The organism is Saccharopolyspora oryzae (assembly GCF_027853915.1).
Classification (GTDB): domain Bacteria; phylum Actinomycetota; class Actinomycetes; order Mycobacteriales; family Pseudonocardiaceae; genus Saccharopolyspora; species Saccharopolyspora oryzae.
This window is the reverse complement of record NZ_JAQGLA010000118.1, coordinates 1-16,371: the sequence shown is the minus strand read 5'-3', so window position 1 is coordinate 16,371 and position 16,371 is coordinate 1. Positions and strand designations below refer to the sequence as shown.

Annotated in this window: 14 protein-coding genes; 8 read left to right on the top strand and 6 right to left on the bottom strand. The window is 70.7% G+C overall.

Annotated elements, in window-relative coordinates; translation table 11 throughout:
• The 3 genes from OU415_RS35480 to OU415_RS35470 form a co-directional block, all read right to left on the bottom strand.
• A partial coding sequence (locus OU415_RS35480; RefSeq protein ID WP_270954020.1) for a metal ABC transporter permease occupies positions 1-751 on the bottom strand: 751 nt, incomplete at its 3' end.
• Complete coding sequence (locus tag OU415_RS35475) at positions 748-1,485, bottom strand: metal ABC transporter ATP-binding protein (protein WP_270954018.1); 738 nt, start codon at positions 1,483-1,485, stop codon at positions 748-750. The genes OU415_RS35475 and OU415_RS35480, both read right to left, overlap by 4 nt.
• A complete protein-coding gene (locus OU415_RS35470; protein WP_270954017.1) occupies positions 1,482-2,363 on the bottom strand; it encodes a metal ABC transporter substrate-binding protein in 882 nt (293 codons plus the stop codon). The genes OU415_RS35475 and OU415_RS35470 overlap by 4 nt, the downstream gene beginning before the upstream one ends.
• A 115-nt stretch (positions 2,364-2,478) precedes the next feature.
• On the opposite strand from OU415_RS35470, the gene rlmN reads away from it, so the two are divergent.
• A complete protein-coding gene (gene rlmN / locus OU415_RS35465) occupies positions 2,479-3,591 on the top strand; it encodes a 23S rRNA (adenine(2503)-C(2))-methyltransferase RlmN (protein WP_270954016.1) in 1,113 nt (370 codons plus the stop codon).
• A gap of 86 nt (positions 3,592-3,677) precedes the next feature.
• Here rlmN and OU415_RS35460 read toward each other — a convergent pair whose 3' ends face one another.
• The 3 genes from OU415_RS35460 to gabT all read right to left on the bottom strand — a co-directional run bounded on the left by OU415_RS35460 (position 3,678) and on the right by gabT (position 5,862).
• A complete protein-coding gene (locus tag OU415_RS35460; protein ID WP_270954015.1) occupies positions 3,678-4,058 on the bottom strand; it encodes a type II toxin-antitoxin system VapC family toxin in 381 nt (126 codons plus the stop codon).
• On the bottom strand, positions 4,055-4,351 hold the full coding sequence (locus OU415_RS35455) for an AbrB/MazE/SpoVT family DNA-binding domain-containing protein (protein WP_270954013.1): 297 nt from the start codon (positions 4,349-4,351) through the stop codon (positions 4,055-4,057). Before OU415_RS35455 ends, OU415_RS35460 begins: the two co-directional genes overlap by 4 nt.
• A gap of 188 nt (positions 4,352-4,539) precedes the next feature.
• Positions 4,540-5,862 carry a 4-aminobutyrate--2-oxoglutarate transaminase gene (gene gabT, locus OU415_RS35450; RefSeq protein ID WP_270954012.1) on the bottom strand — a complete coding sequence of 441 codons (1,323 nt, stop codon included), beginning with the start codon at positions 5,860-5,862 and terminating at the stop codon, positions 4,540-4,542.
• 118 nt (positions 5,863-5,980) lie between these two features.
• Here gabT and OU415_RS35445 point away from each other — a divergent pair, with 118 nt between their 5' ends.
• From OU415_RS35445 to OU415_RS35415, 7 genes are all read left to right on the top strand, one after another.
• Complete coding sequence (locus OU415_RS35445; protein WP_270954011.1) at positions 5,981-7,441, top strand: PucR family transcriptional regulator; 1,461 nt, start codon at positions 5,981-5,983, stop codon at positions 7,439-7,441.
• A 13-nt stretch (positions 7,442-7,454) separates the two neighbouring features.
• Complete coding sequence (locus OU415_RS35440) at positions 7,455-8,867, top strand: PucR family transcriptional regulator (protein ID WP_270954009.1); 1,413 nt, start codon at positions 7,455-7,457, stop codon at positions 8,865-8,867.
• A gap of 340 nt (positions 8,868-9,207) precedes the next feature.
• Positions 9,208-10,662 (top strand): purine-cytosine permease family protein, encoded by a 1,455-nt coding sequence (locus tag OU415_RS35435; RefSeq protein ID WP_270954007.1) that lies wholly within the window; start codon positions 9,208-9,210, stop codon positions 10,660-10,662.
• A 30-nt stretch (positions 10,663-10,692) separates the two neighbouring features.
• Complete coding sequence (locus OU415_RS35430) at positions 10,693-11,988, top strand: flavin monoamine oxidase family protein (protein WP_270954006.1); 1,296 nt, start codon at positions 10,693-10,695, stop codon at positions 11,986-11,988.
• A 26-nt stretch (positions 11,989-12,014) separates the two neighbouring features.
• The gene (gene speB / locus OU415_RS35425; protein ID WP_270954005.1) at positions 12,015-12,956 is read left to right on the top strand and encodes an agmatinase; all 942 of its coding nucleotides are present in this window, start codon (positions 12,015-12,017) and stop codon (positions 12,954-12,956) included.
• The gene (locus OU415_RS35420; protein ID WP_270954003.1) at positions 12,956-14,380 is read left to right on the top strand and encodes a gamma-aminobutyraldehyde dehydrogenase; all 1,425 of its coding nucleotides are present in this window, start codon (positions 12,956-12,958) and stop codon (positions 14,378-14,380) included. The genes speB and OU415_RS35420 overlap by 1 nt, the downstream gene beginning before the upstream one ends.
• Before the next feature lie 421 nt (positions 14,381-14,801).
• Complete coding sequence (locus OU415_RS35415) at positions 14,802-16,235, top strand: aldehyde dehydrogenase family protein (RefSeq protein WP_270954001.1); 1,434 nt, start codon at positions 14,802-14,804, stop codon at positions 16,233-16,235.
• Positions 16,236-16,371 lie beyond the last annotated feature (136 nt).

The following is a 16,371-nucleotide window of genomic DNA, read 5'->3' as shown; positions in this document are numbered from 1 at the left end:
CGCAGCTGAACACCGACAGCGCGGCGTCCACCGAGAGCATCTGCGGGAAGCGCTTGGTCAGCAGGAACGCCGTGGCACCGGGCGTGATGAGCATCGCGGTGACGAGGATGACGCCGACGGCCTGCAGCGCCACGACCACGGTCAGCGCCAGCATCGTCAGCAGCAGCGCGCCGATCCGCCGCGGGTTCAGGCCGATCGCGTGCGCGTGGGTGGGGTCGAAGGCGTAGAGGGTGAGGTCGCGGCGCTTGATCAGCGCGACCGCCAGCACGATCGCGGCGATCACCAGCACCTGCAGGATGTCGGAGTCGGTGACGCCCAGGACGTTGCCGAACAGGATGTGGTTGAGGTCGACCTGGCTCGGGATCCGCGAGACCAGCACGAGTCCCAGCGCGAACAGCCCGGTGAACACCACGCCGATCGCGGCGTCGCCCTTGAGCCTGGTGGTGCTGCGGACCCCGGCGATCAAGCCGACGGCGAGGGTGCCGAACAGGAACGCGCCGAGCGAGAAGGGCAGCGCGAAGACGTAGGCGAGCACCACGCCGGGCAGCACGGCGTGCGAGACGGCGTCGCCGAGCAGCGACCAGCCGATCAGCGTGATCCAGCAGGACAGCACCGCGCAGACGAGCCCGGCGGCCAGGCTGACCAGCAGCGCTCGCTGCATGAAGCCGAACTGCAGCGGTTCGACGAGCCACTGGAAGATCTCGTTCACCTTGTCTCCTGGGAGCTGTTCGAGCTGGAAGCGGAACGTCATGAGTGCTGCTCGGCGGCGGTTTCCACGCCGAAGGTGCGGGCGAGGGTTTCCGGGGACAGCACTTCGTCGACCGGTCCGTGCGCGATCACCCGCTGCTGGAGCAGCACCGCTTCCTCGCACAGCGACGGGACGCTGGCCAGGTCGTGGGTGGAGATCACCACCGTGCGGCCCTCGTCGCGCAGCGCCCGCAGCAGCTCGGTGATCATCGCCTCGGACTTCTTGTCCACCCCGGCGAACGGCTCGTCGAGGAACAGCAGCTGCGCCTCCTGCGCGATGCCGCGCGCGACGAACGCGCGCTTGCGCTGCCCGCCGGAAAGCGCGCCGATCGGATTGCCCGCCAGCTCGGTGAGCCCGACCCGCTCCAGCGCCGCGCGCACCGCGGCCTTGTCGGCCCGCCTGGGACGGCGGGTGAGGCCGAGGTGCCCGTAGCGGCCCATCATGACGACGTCGCCCACGGTCACCGGGAACGTCCAGTCGACGGCCTCGGACTGCGGCACGTACGCGATCACGCCGTCCCGCCGCGCCTGGCGCTGGTCCCGGCCGAGCAGCCGGATGTCCCCGGAATCCGGGCGCACCAGGCCCATCAGCGACTTGAACAGCGTCGACTTGCCCGAGCCGTTCATGCCCAGCAGACCGCAGATCCGGCCCGGTTCGACGTCCACCGACACGTCGTCGAGCGCCAGCGTCTCGCCGTAGTGGACGGTGATGTGGTGCGCGCTGATCGCCGAGCTCATCGGGCACCCCGCAGACCCGCGACGATCGCCTCGGCGTCGTGGCGCAGCAGGTCGAGGTAGGTCGGCACCGGTCCCTCCGGGCCGGACAGGGAGTCGACGTAGAGCTTGTCGCCCAGCCGTGCGCCGGTCTCCCGCGCGACCTGCTGCTGGGCCTTGTCGCTGACGGTGGATTCGCAGAACACGGTGGGAACTCCGTTCTCCTGGACGAACTCGGTGGTGGCCTTGATCTGCTGCGGCGTGCCCTCGGCGTCGCTGTTGACCGGCCACAGGTACGTCTCGTGCAGACCAGCATCGCGGGCCAGGTAGGAGAACGCGCCTTCGCAGGTGACCAGCGCGCGGTGCTCGGCGGGCAGCGCGGCCAGCTCGTCGTGCAGGTACTGATCGATCTCGGCCAGGCGCCGCTGGTAGGCGTCGGCGTTGGTGCGGAAGGTCTCGGCGTGGGCCGGGTCGATGCGGATGAAGGCGTCGCGGATGTTGGCGACGTAGGTCATCGCGGTGCGCGGCGACATCCAGGCGTGCGGGTTGGCTTTGCCCTGGTACTCGCCGCCCTGGATGGGGATCGGGGCGATGTTCGCCGTCAGCGTCACGTGCTCGGCCTCGCTGCGCTGCACGAACTTGTCGAACCAGCGCTCCAGGCCGAGCCCGTTGTCCAGGACCAGGTCGGCCTTGGCCGCCTTGAGCATGTCGCTGGGGGTGGGCTCGTACTCGTGGATCTCGGTGCCCGGCTTGGTGATCGACTCCACCGCGATCGCGTCCCCGGCGACGTTGCGGGCCATGTCCGCGATCACGGTGAACGTGGTGACCACGTGCTTGCGCCCGTCGTCGGGCTGGCTGAACCCGGTCCCGCAGGAGGTGGTGACCAGCAGGAACGCCGCCACGACGAGAGTTGTGTTTCGGACGCGTGAAGACCCGGGTTTCGCCACGGCGAAAACTGTACCTCGACCGGTGGCCGCCACCAAGGTCGACTCCGGCCGTGGGAAGATGGGGGACGCTATGTCTGCGACTTCCCTGCCTCTCGTCTTCGACGCCCCGCGCCGCGGTATGCCGCCGCGGCACCTCGCCGACCTCTCCGCCGACGAGCGGAAGGCCGCCGTCGCCGAGCTCGGGGAGAAGCCGTTCCGCGCCAAGCAGCTGGCGCACCACTACTTCGGCCGCCTCAACGCCGATGTCGAGTCGATGACCGACATCCCCGCGGCCAGCCGCGCCAAGCTCGGCGAGGAGCTGCTGCCGACGCTGCTCACCGAGGTCCGCAGCCTCGTCACCGACGACGGCACGACCCGCAAGTCGCTCTGGCGCGCGCACGACGGCACGCTGCTGGAGAGCGTGCTGATGCGCTACCCGGACCGCGCCACCGTCTGCATCTCCAGCCAGGCCGGTTGCGGCATGGCCTGCCCGTTCTGCGCCACCGGCCAGGGCGGTCTGCAGCGCAACCTGTCGACCGCGGAGATCGTCGACCAGGTGCGCTCGGCGGCTGCCGCGATGCGCGACGGCGAGGTCCCCGGTGGTCCGGGCCGGTTGTCCAACGTCGTGTTCATGGGCATGGGCGAGCCGCTGGCGAACTACCGCCGGGTGATCAACGCGGTGCACCGCATCTGCGACCCGTCTCCGGAGGGCCTGGGGCTCTCGCAGCGCTCGGTGACCGTGTCGACGGTGGGCCTGGTCCCGGCGATCAAGAAGATGACCGCGGAGAACCTGAACGTGACGCTGGCGGTGTCGCTGCACACGCCGGACGACGAGCTGCGCGACACCCTGGTGCCGGTGAACAACCGCTGGAACGTCGCCGAGGTCCTGGAAGCCGCCCGCGGCTACGCCGACCAGACCGGACGCCGGGTGTCGATCGAGTACGCGCTGATCCGCGACGTCAACGACCACGCGTGGCGAGCCGACCTGCTGGGCAAGCTCCTGCGCAAGCACCTCGGCCAGTTCGCGCACGTCAACCTGATCCCGCTGAACCCGACCCCGGGCAGCAAGTGGGACGCCAGCCCGAAGCCGGTGGAGCGCGAGTTCGTCCGCCGGGTCCGCGACGCGGGAGTGTCCTGCACGGTCCGCGACACCCGAGGCCAGGAGATCGCCGCAGCCTGCGGCCAGCTCGCCGCCGAGGAGTGACCCGCCTGCACAACACCCGTGAGCACTTCGGGTCGCCATAACAACCCAAAGTGCTCACGGGCGGCAGTCGGACACTGCGATGTGGATCAGCGCAGCAGCTCCACGGACACCTGCACGTCGACGTCCTGCCATGCCTTGTCGGCCGTGACCACCGGGGCGTCGAGCCGGATGGCCAGCGCCAAGCAGGCACGATCGCCCAGTGATAATCCGGCGGACCGCGTGCGCATCCACAGCTCACCGGCGCGCACGGCATCATCAGCTGTGAACGGTTCGACCGCTATCCCGAAAGTGCGGAGGCGATCGCACGTGCGCGCCGCGTCCGCGCCATGCTGAGCGAGTTTCTGGGCGAGCTCTGACCAGTTCACGGTCGACATCGTGGCGTTGTCGATGACAGCGCCCACCCTGTCCGCGCCGGTTTCCCCTCGGAGCCAAGCCAGGATTGCCGATGTGTCCAGCACGGTGGTCACGGACGGCCTCCGGTGAACTCGCCGGCCTCTGCGGCGGCTGCTGCACGGCGGTCGTCGATCAGCTCGTCCACTGCGGATCCGCTGCCGCGCCAAGTCGCTGCGACGTCGCGCCGGATGCGGTCTGCGAGCTGTGCGCGCGTCTCGATGACAACGCGACCGTCTTCGACGTAGATCGCGAGCGGTGCGCCCGGCTCGATCCCCGCCTCGCGCCTGATCGAAGCAGGAATTGTCACCCGGCCTTGTCCGTTGGCCGTGATCTCGGTGCGTGCCCCGCGCTCGTCAGCCAGTGCCATGCCGCCAGCATGAATGACGAAAGGGGAAGCGGCAAGGTCGGTGCTGCTCAGATGTGACACAAAAACAGATTATCGTCACTCATGGAGAAACCGTGTCACACGCAGGTGTGGTTGTCCGCGACGGAACTGGGGCGTTCAGGCGGGGCCGCGGGCGCGCGTTGTTCGGTGGGGCGCCCGCGGCCTGGGTTTCAGCTGGTGTGCTCGGTGATCGCCTCTTCGAGGATCGTCAGGCCTTCTTCGAGGAGGGCGTGGTCGATGACCAGGGGTGGGAGCAGGCGGATCACGTTGCCGTAGGTGCCGCAGGTGAGGATCACGACGCCTCGGGCGTGGCAGGCCTTCGCGATGCGGGAGGTCAGTTCCGGGTCCGGTTCGGTGGTGCCCGGCTTGACGAACTCGATGCCGATCATCGCGCCCCGGCCCCGCACGTCGAGGATGGCCTCGTTGTCCTTGGCGAGCGCGCGGAGGCGGGTGAACGCCAGGTCGCCGATGGCGCGTGCGGCGGCGGACAGGTCCTGCTCGCGCATCGCGCGGATCGCGCCGAGGGCGCCCGCGCAGGCGATCGGGTTGCCGCCGTAGGTGCCGCCCAGGCTGCTCGGCGGCATCGCGTCCATGACGTCCGCACGACCGGTCACCGCCGCCAGCGGCAGGCCGCCCGCGATGCCCTTGGCCGTGGTGATCAGGTCCGGCACCACGTTCTCGTGGTCGCAGGCGAACCACGCGCCGGTGCGGCAGAAGCCGGTCTGGATCTCGTCGGCGATGAACAGCACGCCGTTGTCGGTGCACCACTGCGAGATCGCGGGCAGGAAACCCGGTGCCGGCTCGATGAACCCGCCTTCGCCCTGGATCGGCTCGATCAGCACCGCGGCCACCTGGTCGGCGCCGAGCTGCTTCTCAATCCGCTCGATCGCCTCCCGCGCGACCTGCTCGCCGGTGCGCTCGTCGCGCGCCGGGTAGGACGCAGGCACCCGGTAGATCTCCGGGGCGAACGGGCCGAAGCCGTGCTTGTACGGCACGGACTTCGCGGTCAGCGCCATGGTCAGGTTGGTGCGGCCGTGGTAGGCGTGGTCGAACGCCACGACCGCCTGCCGGCCGGTGGCCCGGCGCGCGATCTTGACCGCGTTCTCCACGGCCTCGGCGCCGGAGTTGAACAGCGCGCTGCGCTTGTCGTGGTCGCCGGGGGTCAGCGCGGCGAGCTCCTCGCAGACCTGCAGGTAGTTCTCGTAGGGCGTCACCATGAAGCAGGTGTGGGTGAACTCGGCGACCTGGCGGCGCACCGGCTCGACGACCTCGGGCGCGGCGTTGCCCACGTTGGTGACCGCGATGCCCGAGCCGAGGTCGATCAGCGAGTTGCCGTCGACGTCCTGCAGGACGCCGCCGGAGGCCTCGGTGATGTAGACCGGCAGCACGCTGGACACGCCGCCGGCCACCGCCGCGTCGCGGCGCCGCTGCAGCTCGCGGGAGTTCGGTCCGGGGATCTCGGTGCGCAGGACGCGCGCCTGGGTGGTGGTCACGGGGCCTCCTGGTGGTCTCGTACTGGGACCAGGTTCGGGTGGGAGGTACCCGTCCGAACAGGTGACGATCTGGTTAACTCACGTTCTGGGATTGGACACAATGTCGGGAGGTGGCCGGGTGCCGTTCACGTTGCGCGACCTGGTCGCGGACACCGGGCTGGGGCTCGGCGTCCGCGCGGGGGAGCGGGCGCTGGACCGGCCGATCGCCTGGGTGCACACCAGCGAGCTCGCCGATCCGGCGCCGTTCCTGGAGGGCGGCGAGCTGCTGCTCACCACCGGTTTGACGCTGCGCGCGGAGGACTGCGGCGGGCTGGTCGACCGGCTGACCTCGGTGGGCGCCGCGGGGCTGGGGTTCGGCGTCGGGCTGAGCCATCGGGCGGTCCCGGCGGAGCTGGTGGCCGCGGCCGAGAGCGCCGGGCTGCCGTTGCTCGAAGTGCCGCGCCCGACCCCGTTCATCGCGATCAGCAAAGCGGTTTCGCACGCCGTCGCGGCCGAGGAGTACGCGATCCTGCGGCGCACGAGCCGCGCGCAGCACGAACTCGCGCAGGCAGCGGGCACCACCAACGGCATCAACGCGCTCGTGCGCAAGCTCGCGCGGCTGCTCGACGCGTGGGTGCTGCTGCTGGACTCGGGTGGCCGGCTGCTGCACAGCGCGCCGGTCGGCGCCGGTGCCCGGCTGGGCGAGCTGGTGTCCGAAGTGGACAAGATGCGCGCGAAGCGGGGCCTGGCCGCGGCCGGTTTCTCGCTCGGCGACCAGGAAGTGAGCATGCAGGCGCTGGGCGGTCGGGCGCGCGGGTTCCTGGTCGTGGGCCGCGACGGGCCGTTCGCCACCACCGACCACCACGTGATCAACTCCGCGGCCTCGCTGCTGACGCTCGCCCTGGAGCAGGTGGAGGCGCTGGGCGCGGCGCGGCGAAGGCTGCGGTCGGGCTTCCTGGAGCTGATGCTGCGCGGCGAACCGGTGCAGGACGTGCTCGGCGACCTGCACGCCGAACTCCCGCCGGAGCCCTTCCGGGTAGTCGTGCTGCGCGGAGCTCGGGACCAGGACGAACTGCTGGCCGGGCTGGTCGCGGACCAGCCCAGCGCACCCGTCTACCTGGCCGAGCACGGTGACGAGGTGGTGGGACTGATCGCCGAGGACGCGCTGGACTGGCTCACCGATCAGTCCGGACTCGCCGTCGGAGTGTCGGAACCGAGCACCGCGGCCGGGCTCGCCGAAGGCCTGCGGCAGGCCGAGCAGGCGGCGCGGGCGGCGAGGCGCGGAGACGCCGTGGTGCGCTTCGCGGACCTGGCCGGGCGCGGTGTGCTCGACCTCGTGCCGGACTGCGATGCGCAGGCGTTCGCCGAGGCCGTGCTGGCACCGTTGCGGGACCAGGACGTGCTCGTGAAGTCGTTGCAGGCCTGGCTGGCGCACCACGGCCAGTGGGATCCGGCGGCGAACCGGCTGGGCGTGCACCGGCACACCCTGCGCAACCGGATGCACAAGGTCGAGGAGCTGCTGGGACGCAGCCTCGACCAGCCGGGTGTGCGCGCGGAGCTGTGGCTGGCCCTGCAAGTGCTCGACCGGCCCGAGGCGTGACGGAGGTGGCGCGGTGCTCGTCGAAGATCTGCTGAACCTGCCGGAACTCGATCTGAGGGTGCGGGTGCGCGGCCGGGTGGACCGGCCGATCCGCTGGGTGCACACCATCGAGATCCAGGCGCCGGGGCGCTTCCTGCGCGGCGGGGAGGTGGTGCTCACCGCGGGCGTGTGGCGCACCGCCGGGATCACCGCGGAGGCCTTCGTGGCCGATCTCGTCGAGGCCGACGTCGCGGCCGTCGGGTTCGGGCTCGTGCCGCCGGAGACGCGGGTGCCCGAGGAGTTCGTGGACGCCGCGCGCGACCGCGGGCTGACCTGCTTCGTGGTGCCCGCCGAGGTCGCGTTCCTGCAGATCGTGGAGGCCTTCGTCAACACCAAGCGGGCGGAGTGGGAGCGCCCGCTGCGCAGGCACCTCGCGCAGCACGACGCGATCGTGGCCGCGCTGCGGATCGACCGCGGCGTCGGAACCGTGGTCAGGACGCTGGCCAAGCAGCTCGGCGAGCCCGTGGCGGTGCGGGTCGCGGGCGGTCTGGTGGCGGGCGAGGTGCCGACGCCGAACCACTCGTTGCCGCTGGTGGGCGAGGGTCTGGCGGAGGCGGAGCTGCTGCTGCCGAGGCCGACCGACGAGCTCGACGTCGAGCAGCAGGCCGCCGTGGTGCAGGCGATGCCGTTCATCGCGCTGGAGATCGAGCGCACCCGAGCGGTCCGCGCGACGGAACTGCGCTACGCGTGGGAACTCTTCGAATGGGTCCACAGTGGAGCGGTGGGGATCGACACCATCCGCACTCGGCTGCACTCGCTCGGCCTGCCGGCGGACGGTCCGCTCGCCGCGGTCGTGGTGCGCACCGAAGCCCCGGACGCCGTGCTGCAGCGGCTCGGCGATCTGCTGGGCACCGACGGCGTTGCGGCGCAGCGCGGCGGCGAGGTCGTCGCGTTCGCGCGGGTGCCGGAGAGCGCGGTAGAGCTGGCGCGGCGCATCCACGATTCGCTCGACAGCGGCGTGGTGCACGTCGGTGTCGGAAAACCGGGCACCGCCTCGGACCTGCGGGTGAGCCTGCTGCAAGCGGCGCACGCCGCGGAAGCGGTGTCCTCGCGCAGCGAGCGCGGCTGGATGACGCACGAGCAGCTCAGCAGTCCGGCTCTGCTGCTGTCGGCGCAGGACCCGGAGCTGCTGGCGGCGACGTCCCGGACGCTGCTCGGCCCCGTGCTCGATCACGACGAGAGGCGCAGCAGCGACCTCGTCCCATCCCTGGCGGTGTTCCTCGACGCGGGCGGGCGCTGGCAGGAAGCGGCACAACGCCTCCACGTGCACATCAACACCCTGCGACACCGCATGAACCGGGTGGAGGAGCTGACCGGTCGAAGCCTCTCCAGCACCGCGGACCGAGTCGACCTCTTCCTCGCCCTCCGCGCCCTCCGCCAGTCCTAACCGCTGTGGAGAACCGCAGTTTCAATTGAAACTGCAGATCCCAGGCACGGCGGATCGCAGTTTCAATTGAAACTGCACACCACCGGCGTGTCGGGCGCCCGGCGTGTCGGGGCGCAAATCCAATGGAAATCGGACGTCTGATTTCCATTGAATTTGCGGGGTTCGACGGGCTGGGGGAGGGGTGGTTCGGACGATCGTTTTGGGGGGTTGTGCGATCGTCCAACGGTGGTGGGGGACTTCGGAGGATCGGTGACTACCTCCGGTCGGTGACCGGGGCCACGCTGGGTGCCGGTGCCGCGCGGCTCACCGAGATCCAGTTCCCCGCCCAGGAGGTCGACGAATGCCCTCAGAACCGAGATCGGCCGCGCCCGTCAGCATCGAGACGCACGGCGTGGACACCATTCCCGACGCCGATCGCACCGGACGGCCCCGCGACATCGCCGGCATCCTGCTCGGCTCGAACCTGTGCCTGGGCGTGGTCATCTTCGGCTGGCTGCCCGCCTCGTTCGGCCTGGAGTTCTGGCCCTCCGTGACCTCGATGATCGTCGGGACGCTGCTGGGCACCCTGCTGGTCGCGCCGCTGGCGCTGGTGTCGTTCCGCACCGGCACCAACCTGTCCACCAGCAGCGGCGGCCACTTCGGCGTGCGCGGCCGGTTGATCGGCTCGGTCATCGGCCTGCTGCTGTCGCTCGGCTACGCGGCGCTGACGGTGTGGACCGGTGGGGCGGCCGTCGTCGGTCCGCTGCACCGGATGTTCGGGCTGCCCGACGACGGCGTCAGCCACAGCGTCACCTACGCCGCGCTGGCCGTGCTGTCGGTGCTGGTCGCGATCTTCGGCTACCAGCTGCTGACCCGGCTGAGCAAGTGGGTCGCGCTGGGCACGGTGGTGCTGATGGCGGTCGGGCTGTTCGCCTACGCGGACCAGTTCCAGACCGGCCCCGTCACCGACTCCGGGTACCTGCTGGGCGGCTTCTGGCAGACCTGGGCGCTGTCGGTGGTCGCTGCCGGGCTCAGCGGTCCGATGGCCTTCATCACGCTGCTCGGCGACTACAGCCGCTACGTCTCGCCGCGCCGCTACTCGTCCCGCAAGGTCTTCGCCGCGACCTGCGCGGGCATGATGCTCGGGCTGCTGATCCCGCAGCTGTTCGGCACGTTCACCGCCTTCGCCTCCCGCGCCGCCGAGGACTACGTCGGTTCGCTGGTCGCCGCCGCACCGCTGTGGTTCCTGCTGCCCCTGCTGCTCAACGGCGTGTTCGGCACCATCGGCAATGCCGGCGTGCTGATCTACAGCATGGGTTTGGACCTGGATGCGATCGTGCCGCCGCTGTCGCGGGTCAAGGCGACCGTCCTGACCTCCGCGATCTCCACGGTGCTGGTGTTCCTGGGCTACTTCGTCTGGGACGCGCAGGACGCGGTCACCGCGTTCGTGCTGCTGCTCACCGCGGTCGGCACGCCGTGGGCGGTGATCACGCTGATCGGCTTCGCGCAGTGCCGGGGCCGGTACGACCCGGACGCGCTGCAGGTCTACAACCGGCGCTCGCGCGGCGGCATCTACTGGTACTCGGCGGGCTGGAACCTGCGCGCGGCCGCCGCTTGGGCGATCGGCTCCCTGGTCGGCCTGCTGGCGGTGGACACCGCGCTGTACAAGGGGCCGCTGCTGGAGCTGACCGGCGGCATCGACCTGAGCTTCGTGCTGGCGGCCGCCGCCACCGCCGCGAGCTACCTGCTGCTGGGCATCGGCAGTCCCCGACCGGTGCCCGCCGAAACCGACGTTCGGGCAACCGCGAACGTCTGATCTCCGAGCGATGAACGAGGAAGTGCAAGCATGGATCGTTACGACGTCGTCGTCATCGGTGCCGGGTTCGCCGGGCTGACCGCCGCGCGCGACCTGCGCGAAGCGGGCAAGGACGTGCTGGTCCTGGAGGCGCGGGACCGGATCGGTGGTTCCACCTGGTACCAGCCGGACGTGTTCGACGGTGTCGGGCTGGAAATGGGCGGCACCTGGATCGTCCCGCAGCAGACCCACGTGTGGGCCGAGGTGCAGCGCTACGACATCCCGGTCGAGGACAGCGAGCTGCCCGCCCGGATGACCTGGTCCGACCACGGCGAGGTCCTGGACACGCTGCTGCCGGTGCCGCCGCAGGAGTACGAGCAGCTGGAGCACGCGGTGCGGGCGCTGATCGCCGACGCGTCCCGGTTCGACCCGATGCGGCCGCTGTCCGAACAGGACGTCGCCGACCTCGACGTGCCGATCCGCCAGTGGGCGGAGAACGCCGGTCTGACCGGCAACGCCAAGGAACTGATGATGTCCTGGTTCTGCGGCTGCGCCAACGCCAACGAGGACACCGGTTCGGCGCTGGACATCCTCCGCTGGTGCTCCTCGATGGACAGTTCGCTGTGGGGCATGGTGCAGGCCAGCGTGCTGGGCCACACCTTCGTCAACGGCACCGCGTCGCTGGCGCGGGCGATCCTCGACGACGGCGGCGCGGAACTGCGGCTGTCCAGCCCGGTGCGCAAGGTCGAGTCCGACGACGAGGGCGTCACGGTCACCTACGACGGCGGCGCGGTGCGGGCGGATCGCGTGGTCATGACCACGCCGGTCGGCGTGTGGCAGGACATCGAGTTCTCCCCGGCGCTGCCCGAGGACAAGCTCGCGATCTCGAAGGAGAACCACGCCGGTCAGGGCCAGAAGATCTGGGCGCTGGCCCGCAACGTCCCCGAGGACATCAGCGGTTTCGGCTGGGGGACCAGCTTCGACTACGTCGGCGCGATGAAGACCACCGACCGCGGTGTGGTGCTGGTCTGCTTCGCCCCGGAGCACGACCGCGTGGACGCCGACGACCTCGCCGACGTGCAGCGCGCCGTGCGGGAGTTCGCGCCGGAGGCCGAAGTCCTCGACGCGCACTCGTACGCCTGGGTGCACGACGAGTTCTCCAAGGGCACGTGGGCGACGTTCCGCGCAGGCCAGTTCGCGAAGTACGAGCTGCCCGTCGGCCGGGCCGAGGGCCGGGTGCACTTCAGCGGTTCGCACACCGCGCGCCGCTGGCGGGCCTTCATCGACGGCGCGATCGAATCCGGAAAGCGCACGGCGGCCGAGGTCCTCGCAGCGGACCAGGCGTGAGCTCAACAGGTAGTGGAGGAATGAGGATGAACGACCCGATCGGTCCGGTCGACGCCACGCGCGTGCCGCGCTACGGCGGGGACACCACGTTCGCGCGGTTGCCCCGGCTCGCCGACGTGCCCGACGCCGACGTGCTGCTCTGGGGCGTGCCCTTCGACACCGGCGTCAGCTACCGGCCCGGTGCCCGGTTCGGTCCCAACCACGTGCGGCAGAGCTCCAGGCTGCTGCGGCCGTACAACCCGGCGATGGACGCCGAACCGTTCGCCGTGCGGCAGGTCGCCGACGCGGGCGATGTCGGTGTGAACCCATTCGACATCGACGAGGCCATCAGCACCATCGAGTCCAGCGCGCGCGAGCTGTCCGGCACCCGCCGCACGCTGCTGACCATCGGCGGCGACCACACCATCGCGCTGCCGCTGCTGCGCGTGCAGCACGAGCGGCACGGGCCGATCGCGGTGCTGCACTTCGACGCCCACCTGGACACCTGGGACACCTACTTCGGCGCGCCCTACACGCACGGAACCCCGTTCCGCCGCGCCGCCGAAGAAGGCCTGATCGACTTCGAGCACTCCATGCACGTCGGGCTGCGCGGCCCGCTGTACTCGAAGCTCGACCTGGACGAGAGCGAGCGGATGGGCTTCGCCGCGGTGCACAGCCGCGAGTTCGCCCGGACCCCGCTGGACACCATCATCGAGCGCATCCGCGCCCGCCTCGGCTCGCGGCCGGTGTACCTGTCCATCGACATCGACGTGCTGGACCCGGCGTTCGCGCCGGCCACCGGAACCCCCGAGGCCGGTGGGCTGTCCAGCCGCGAGCTGCTGGAAGTGGTGCGCGGGCTGGCCGACCTCAACGTGGTCGGCGCCGATCTGGTGGAGGTCGCCCCGGCCTACGATCACGCCGAGATCACCGGCATCGCCGCTGCTCACGTGCTGTACGACATGCTGTGCATCCTGCCCGGAGGACGTTGATGCGCCAGATCCGCAACATCATCGACGGTCGAGCGGTGGACGCCCGCAGCGGGCTCACCACCGAGCTGGTCGACCCCTGCACCGGCAAGGTCTTCGGCACCGCCCCGCTTTCGTCCACTGAGGACGTCCAAGCGGCTTACGCCGCGGCCCAGCGGGCTTTCGCGGAGTGGCGCCGCACCACGCCCGCCACCCGGCAGCGGCTGCTGCTGCAGCTGGCCGACGAGCTCGAGCGGCGCGCCGACGAGTTCGTGGCGGCGGAGGTGGAGAACACCGGCAAGCCGGTGGCGGCCACCCGCAGCGAGGAGGTCGAGGCCTCCATCGACCAGATCCGGTTCTTCGCCGGCGCGGCGCGGGTGCTGGAAGGCACTGCCGCGGCGGAGTACGCGCCCGAGCACACCTCCTACGTGCGGCGGGAACCGGTCGGCGTGGTCGGCCAGGTCGCGCCGTGGAACTACCCGCTGCTGATGGCGGTGTGGAAGATCGCCCCGGCCATCGCCGCGGGCAACACCGTGGTGCTCAAGCCCGCCGACACCACGCCGGTGTCCGCGGTGCTGCTCGGCGAGGTGGCCGCCGGGATCTTCCCGCCCGGCGTGCTCAACGTGGTCTGCGGCGACCGGGAGACCGGTCAGGCCGTGGTCGCCGACTCGGCCGCCGCGATGGTGTCGATCACCGGGTCCACGCGCGCCGGTCGGCAGGTCGCCGCGGCGGCGGCCGAGGACGTCAAGCGCGTGCACCTGGAGCTGGGCGGCAAGGCGCCCGCGCTGGTGTTCGCGGACGCGGACCTGGCGGCGGCAGCGGCGGGCATCGCGTCTGCGGGCACCTTCAACGCCGGCCAGGACTGCACGGCCGCGACCCGAGTGCTGGTGGAGCAGTCCGTCGCCGAGGAGTTCACCCGCCTGCTGGTGGAGGAGGTCCGGGCGCTGCGCTGCGGCCCACCGTCCGATGTGGACGCCGATCTCGGCCCGCTGAACAACGCCGCCCAGCTGGAGCGGGTGCAGGGCATCATCGACCGCCTGCCCGAGCACGCCCAGGTGCTCACCGGTGGCGAGCGGATCGGCGACGAGGGCTGCTTCTTCGCACCCACGGTGCTCGCCGGAGTCCGCCAGGACGACGAACCCGTGCAGGAGGAGATCTTCGGCCCGGTGCTCACGGTCCAGGCGTTCGCCGACGAGGCGGAGGCCCTGGACCTGGCCAACGGCGTGAACTACGCCCTGGCCTCCAGCGTCTGGACCCGCGACCACGGCCGGGCCCAGCGCTTCGTGGCGGACCTGGACTTCGGCTGCGTCTGGGTGAACACCCACATGGTCCTGGTCGCGGAAATGCCCCACGGCGGCTTCAAGCACTCCGGCTACGGCAAGGACCTCTCCCGCTACGGCTTCGAGGACTACACCCGGATCAAGCACGTCATGCACAGCCACACCTGACCCGAAATTCCACTGATGGGCACCTCCGAACCAGAGGTGCCCATCAGCGGAATCCAGCCCCGACGAACCCCCACCCCGACCGTCCACTGTTCGATCAGCGGCGAACCTCACGCAATTTCGATTGAAATTGTCAAACCTCGCCACCGCAGGTTCCGTCGAAAACGACGACAATTTCGATTGAAATTGCTGCACACATGAAGCAACCACCTACCGCTTCGAACCCAAACCAACCCCGCGCCCAACGGGCACCACCCCTCGCCAGGCTGCCTCGAGTATCACCGCCGATCGCCCGCCAGCGATACCGGCACCCCCGGACGGTCTGGACAGTGGCCGTTACCGTGGTGTACGGATTGGCAGTGCTGGGGACAGGGGGTGGGGTCGTAGCTTCTGGGGAGGTTTCGGAAACGACTGGAGGTAGCCGATGTCATCGGTCATCGGGAACTGGGTCGCGGGGGAGCGGGTCAGCAGCGACGCGACGTTCGAGGTGCGGCACCCCTACGACGGCACCGTGGTCGCCACCACGTGCTACGCCAGCGACGCCGACGTGGAGCGCGCCGTCGCCGCCGCGGACGCGGTGCGCCGCGAGTTCGCCACCACGCCCGCGCACGTGCGCGCTGCCGCGCTGGACCACGTGACCCGGCGGCTCGAGGAGCGGACCGAGGAGATCGCGCAGCTGATCACCGCCGAGAACGGCAAGCCGATCAGCTGGGCCCGCGGCGAGGTGGCCCGTGCCGTCTCCACCTTCCGGTGGGGCGCGGAGGAGGCCCGGCGGTTCTCCGGCGACCTGCAGCGGCTGGACACCGATCCCGGCGGCACCGGCCGGATGGCGCTGGTCCGGCGCGTCCCGCGCGGGCCCGTGCTCGGCATCTCGCCGTTCAACTTCCCGCTGAACCTGGTGGCGCACAAGGTCGCTCCGGCGCTGGCGGTCGGCGCGCCGATCGTGCTCAAGCCCGCGCCGAAGACGCCGCTGTCCGCGCTGGTGCTGGGCGAGATCCTGGCCGAGACCGAGCTGCCCGCCGGTTCTTGGTCAGTGCTGACCACCAGCAACGACAAGGCCGCCGAGCTGGTCGCCGACCCGCGGCTGCCGGTGGTGTCGTTCACGGGCTCTGGCCCGGTCGGCTGGGGCATCCTCGACTCCGCGCCGCGCAAGCACGTGACCCTCGAGCTCGGCGGCAACGCCGCGGTGGTCGTCGACCCGAGCTGGACGGACCTGGACTTCGCCGCGGACCGGATCGCGACCTTCGCGATGTACCAGGCCGGGCAGTCCTGCATCTCCGTGCAGCGCGTCTACGTCCACCGCGACGTCTACGACGACCTCGCCGCCCGCGTGGTGAAGGCGGTCGAGGCGCAGGCCACCGGCGACCCGAAGGACCCGGCGACCAAGGTCGGCCCGATGATCAACGAGGACGCCGCGAAGCGGCTCGAGGCCTGGGTCGGCGAAGCCGTCGACGCGGGCGCCGAGGTGCTCACCGGCGGAACCCGCGAGGGCGCCACCTTCGCGCCGACCGTGCTCAGCGGTGCCCCCGAGGACGCGAAGGTCTCCTGCGAGGAGGTCTTCGGCCCGCTGCTGGTGCTCGCGCCGGTGGATTCGGTGGACGAGGCGTTCGAGAAGGTCAACGCCTCCCGCTACGGCCTGCAGGCCGGCGTGTTCACCCGCGACATCCAGCTGGCGTTCCGCGCGGCGGCGGAGCTGGAGGTCGGCGGCGTGATCATCGGCGACGTGCCGAGCTTCCGCGCCGACCAGATGCCCTACGGCGGGGTCAAGGAGTCCGGCGTGGGCCGCGAAGGCGTCCACGCCGCCATGGTCGACCTGACGCAGGAGCACGTCACGGTCCTCACCGGCATCACCGTCTGAAAGACGGTATTCCAGGCTCTTTTTGCGTGGCGGTGCGGGTGGCGGAACCTCAGACGCCGCCTGGCTGCGGGATCCCGTTTTTATGTATGCCAATACACGGCAAACGGGCTGTCCTCGCCAGGCGACGTCTGAGAAC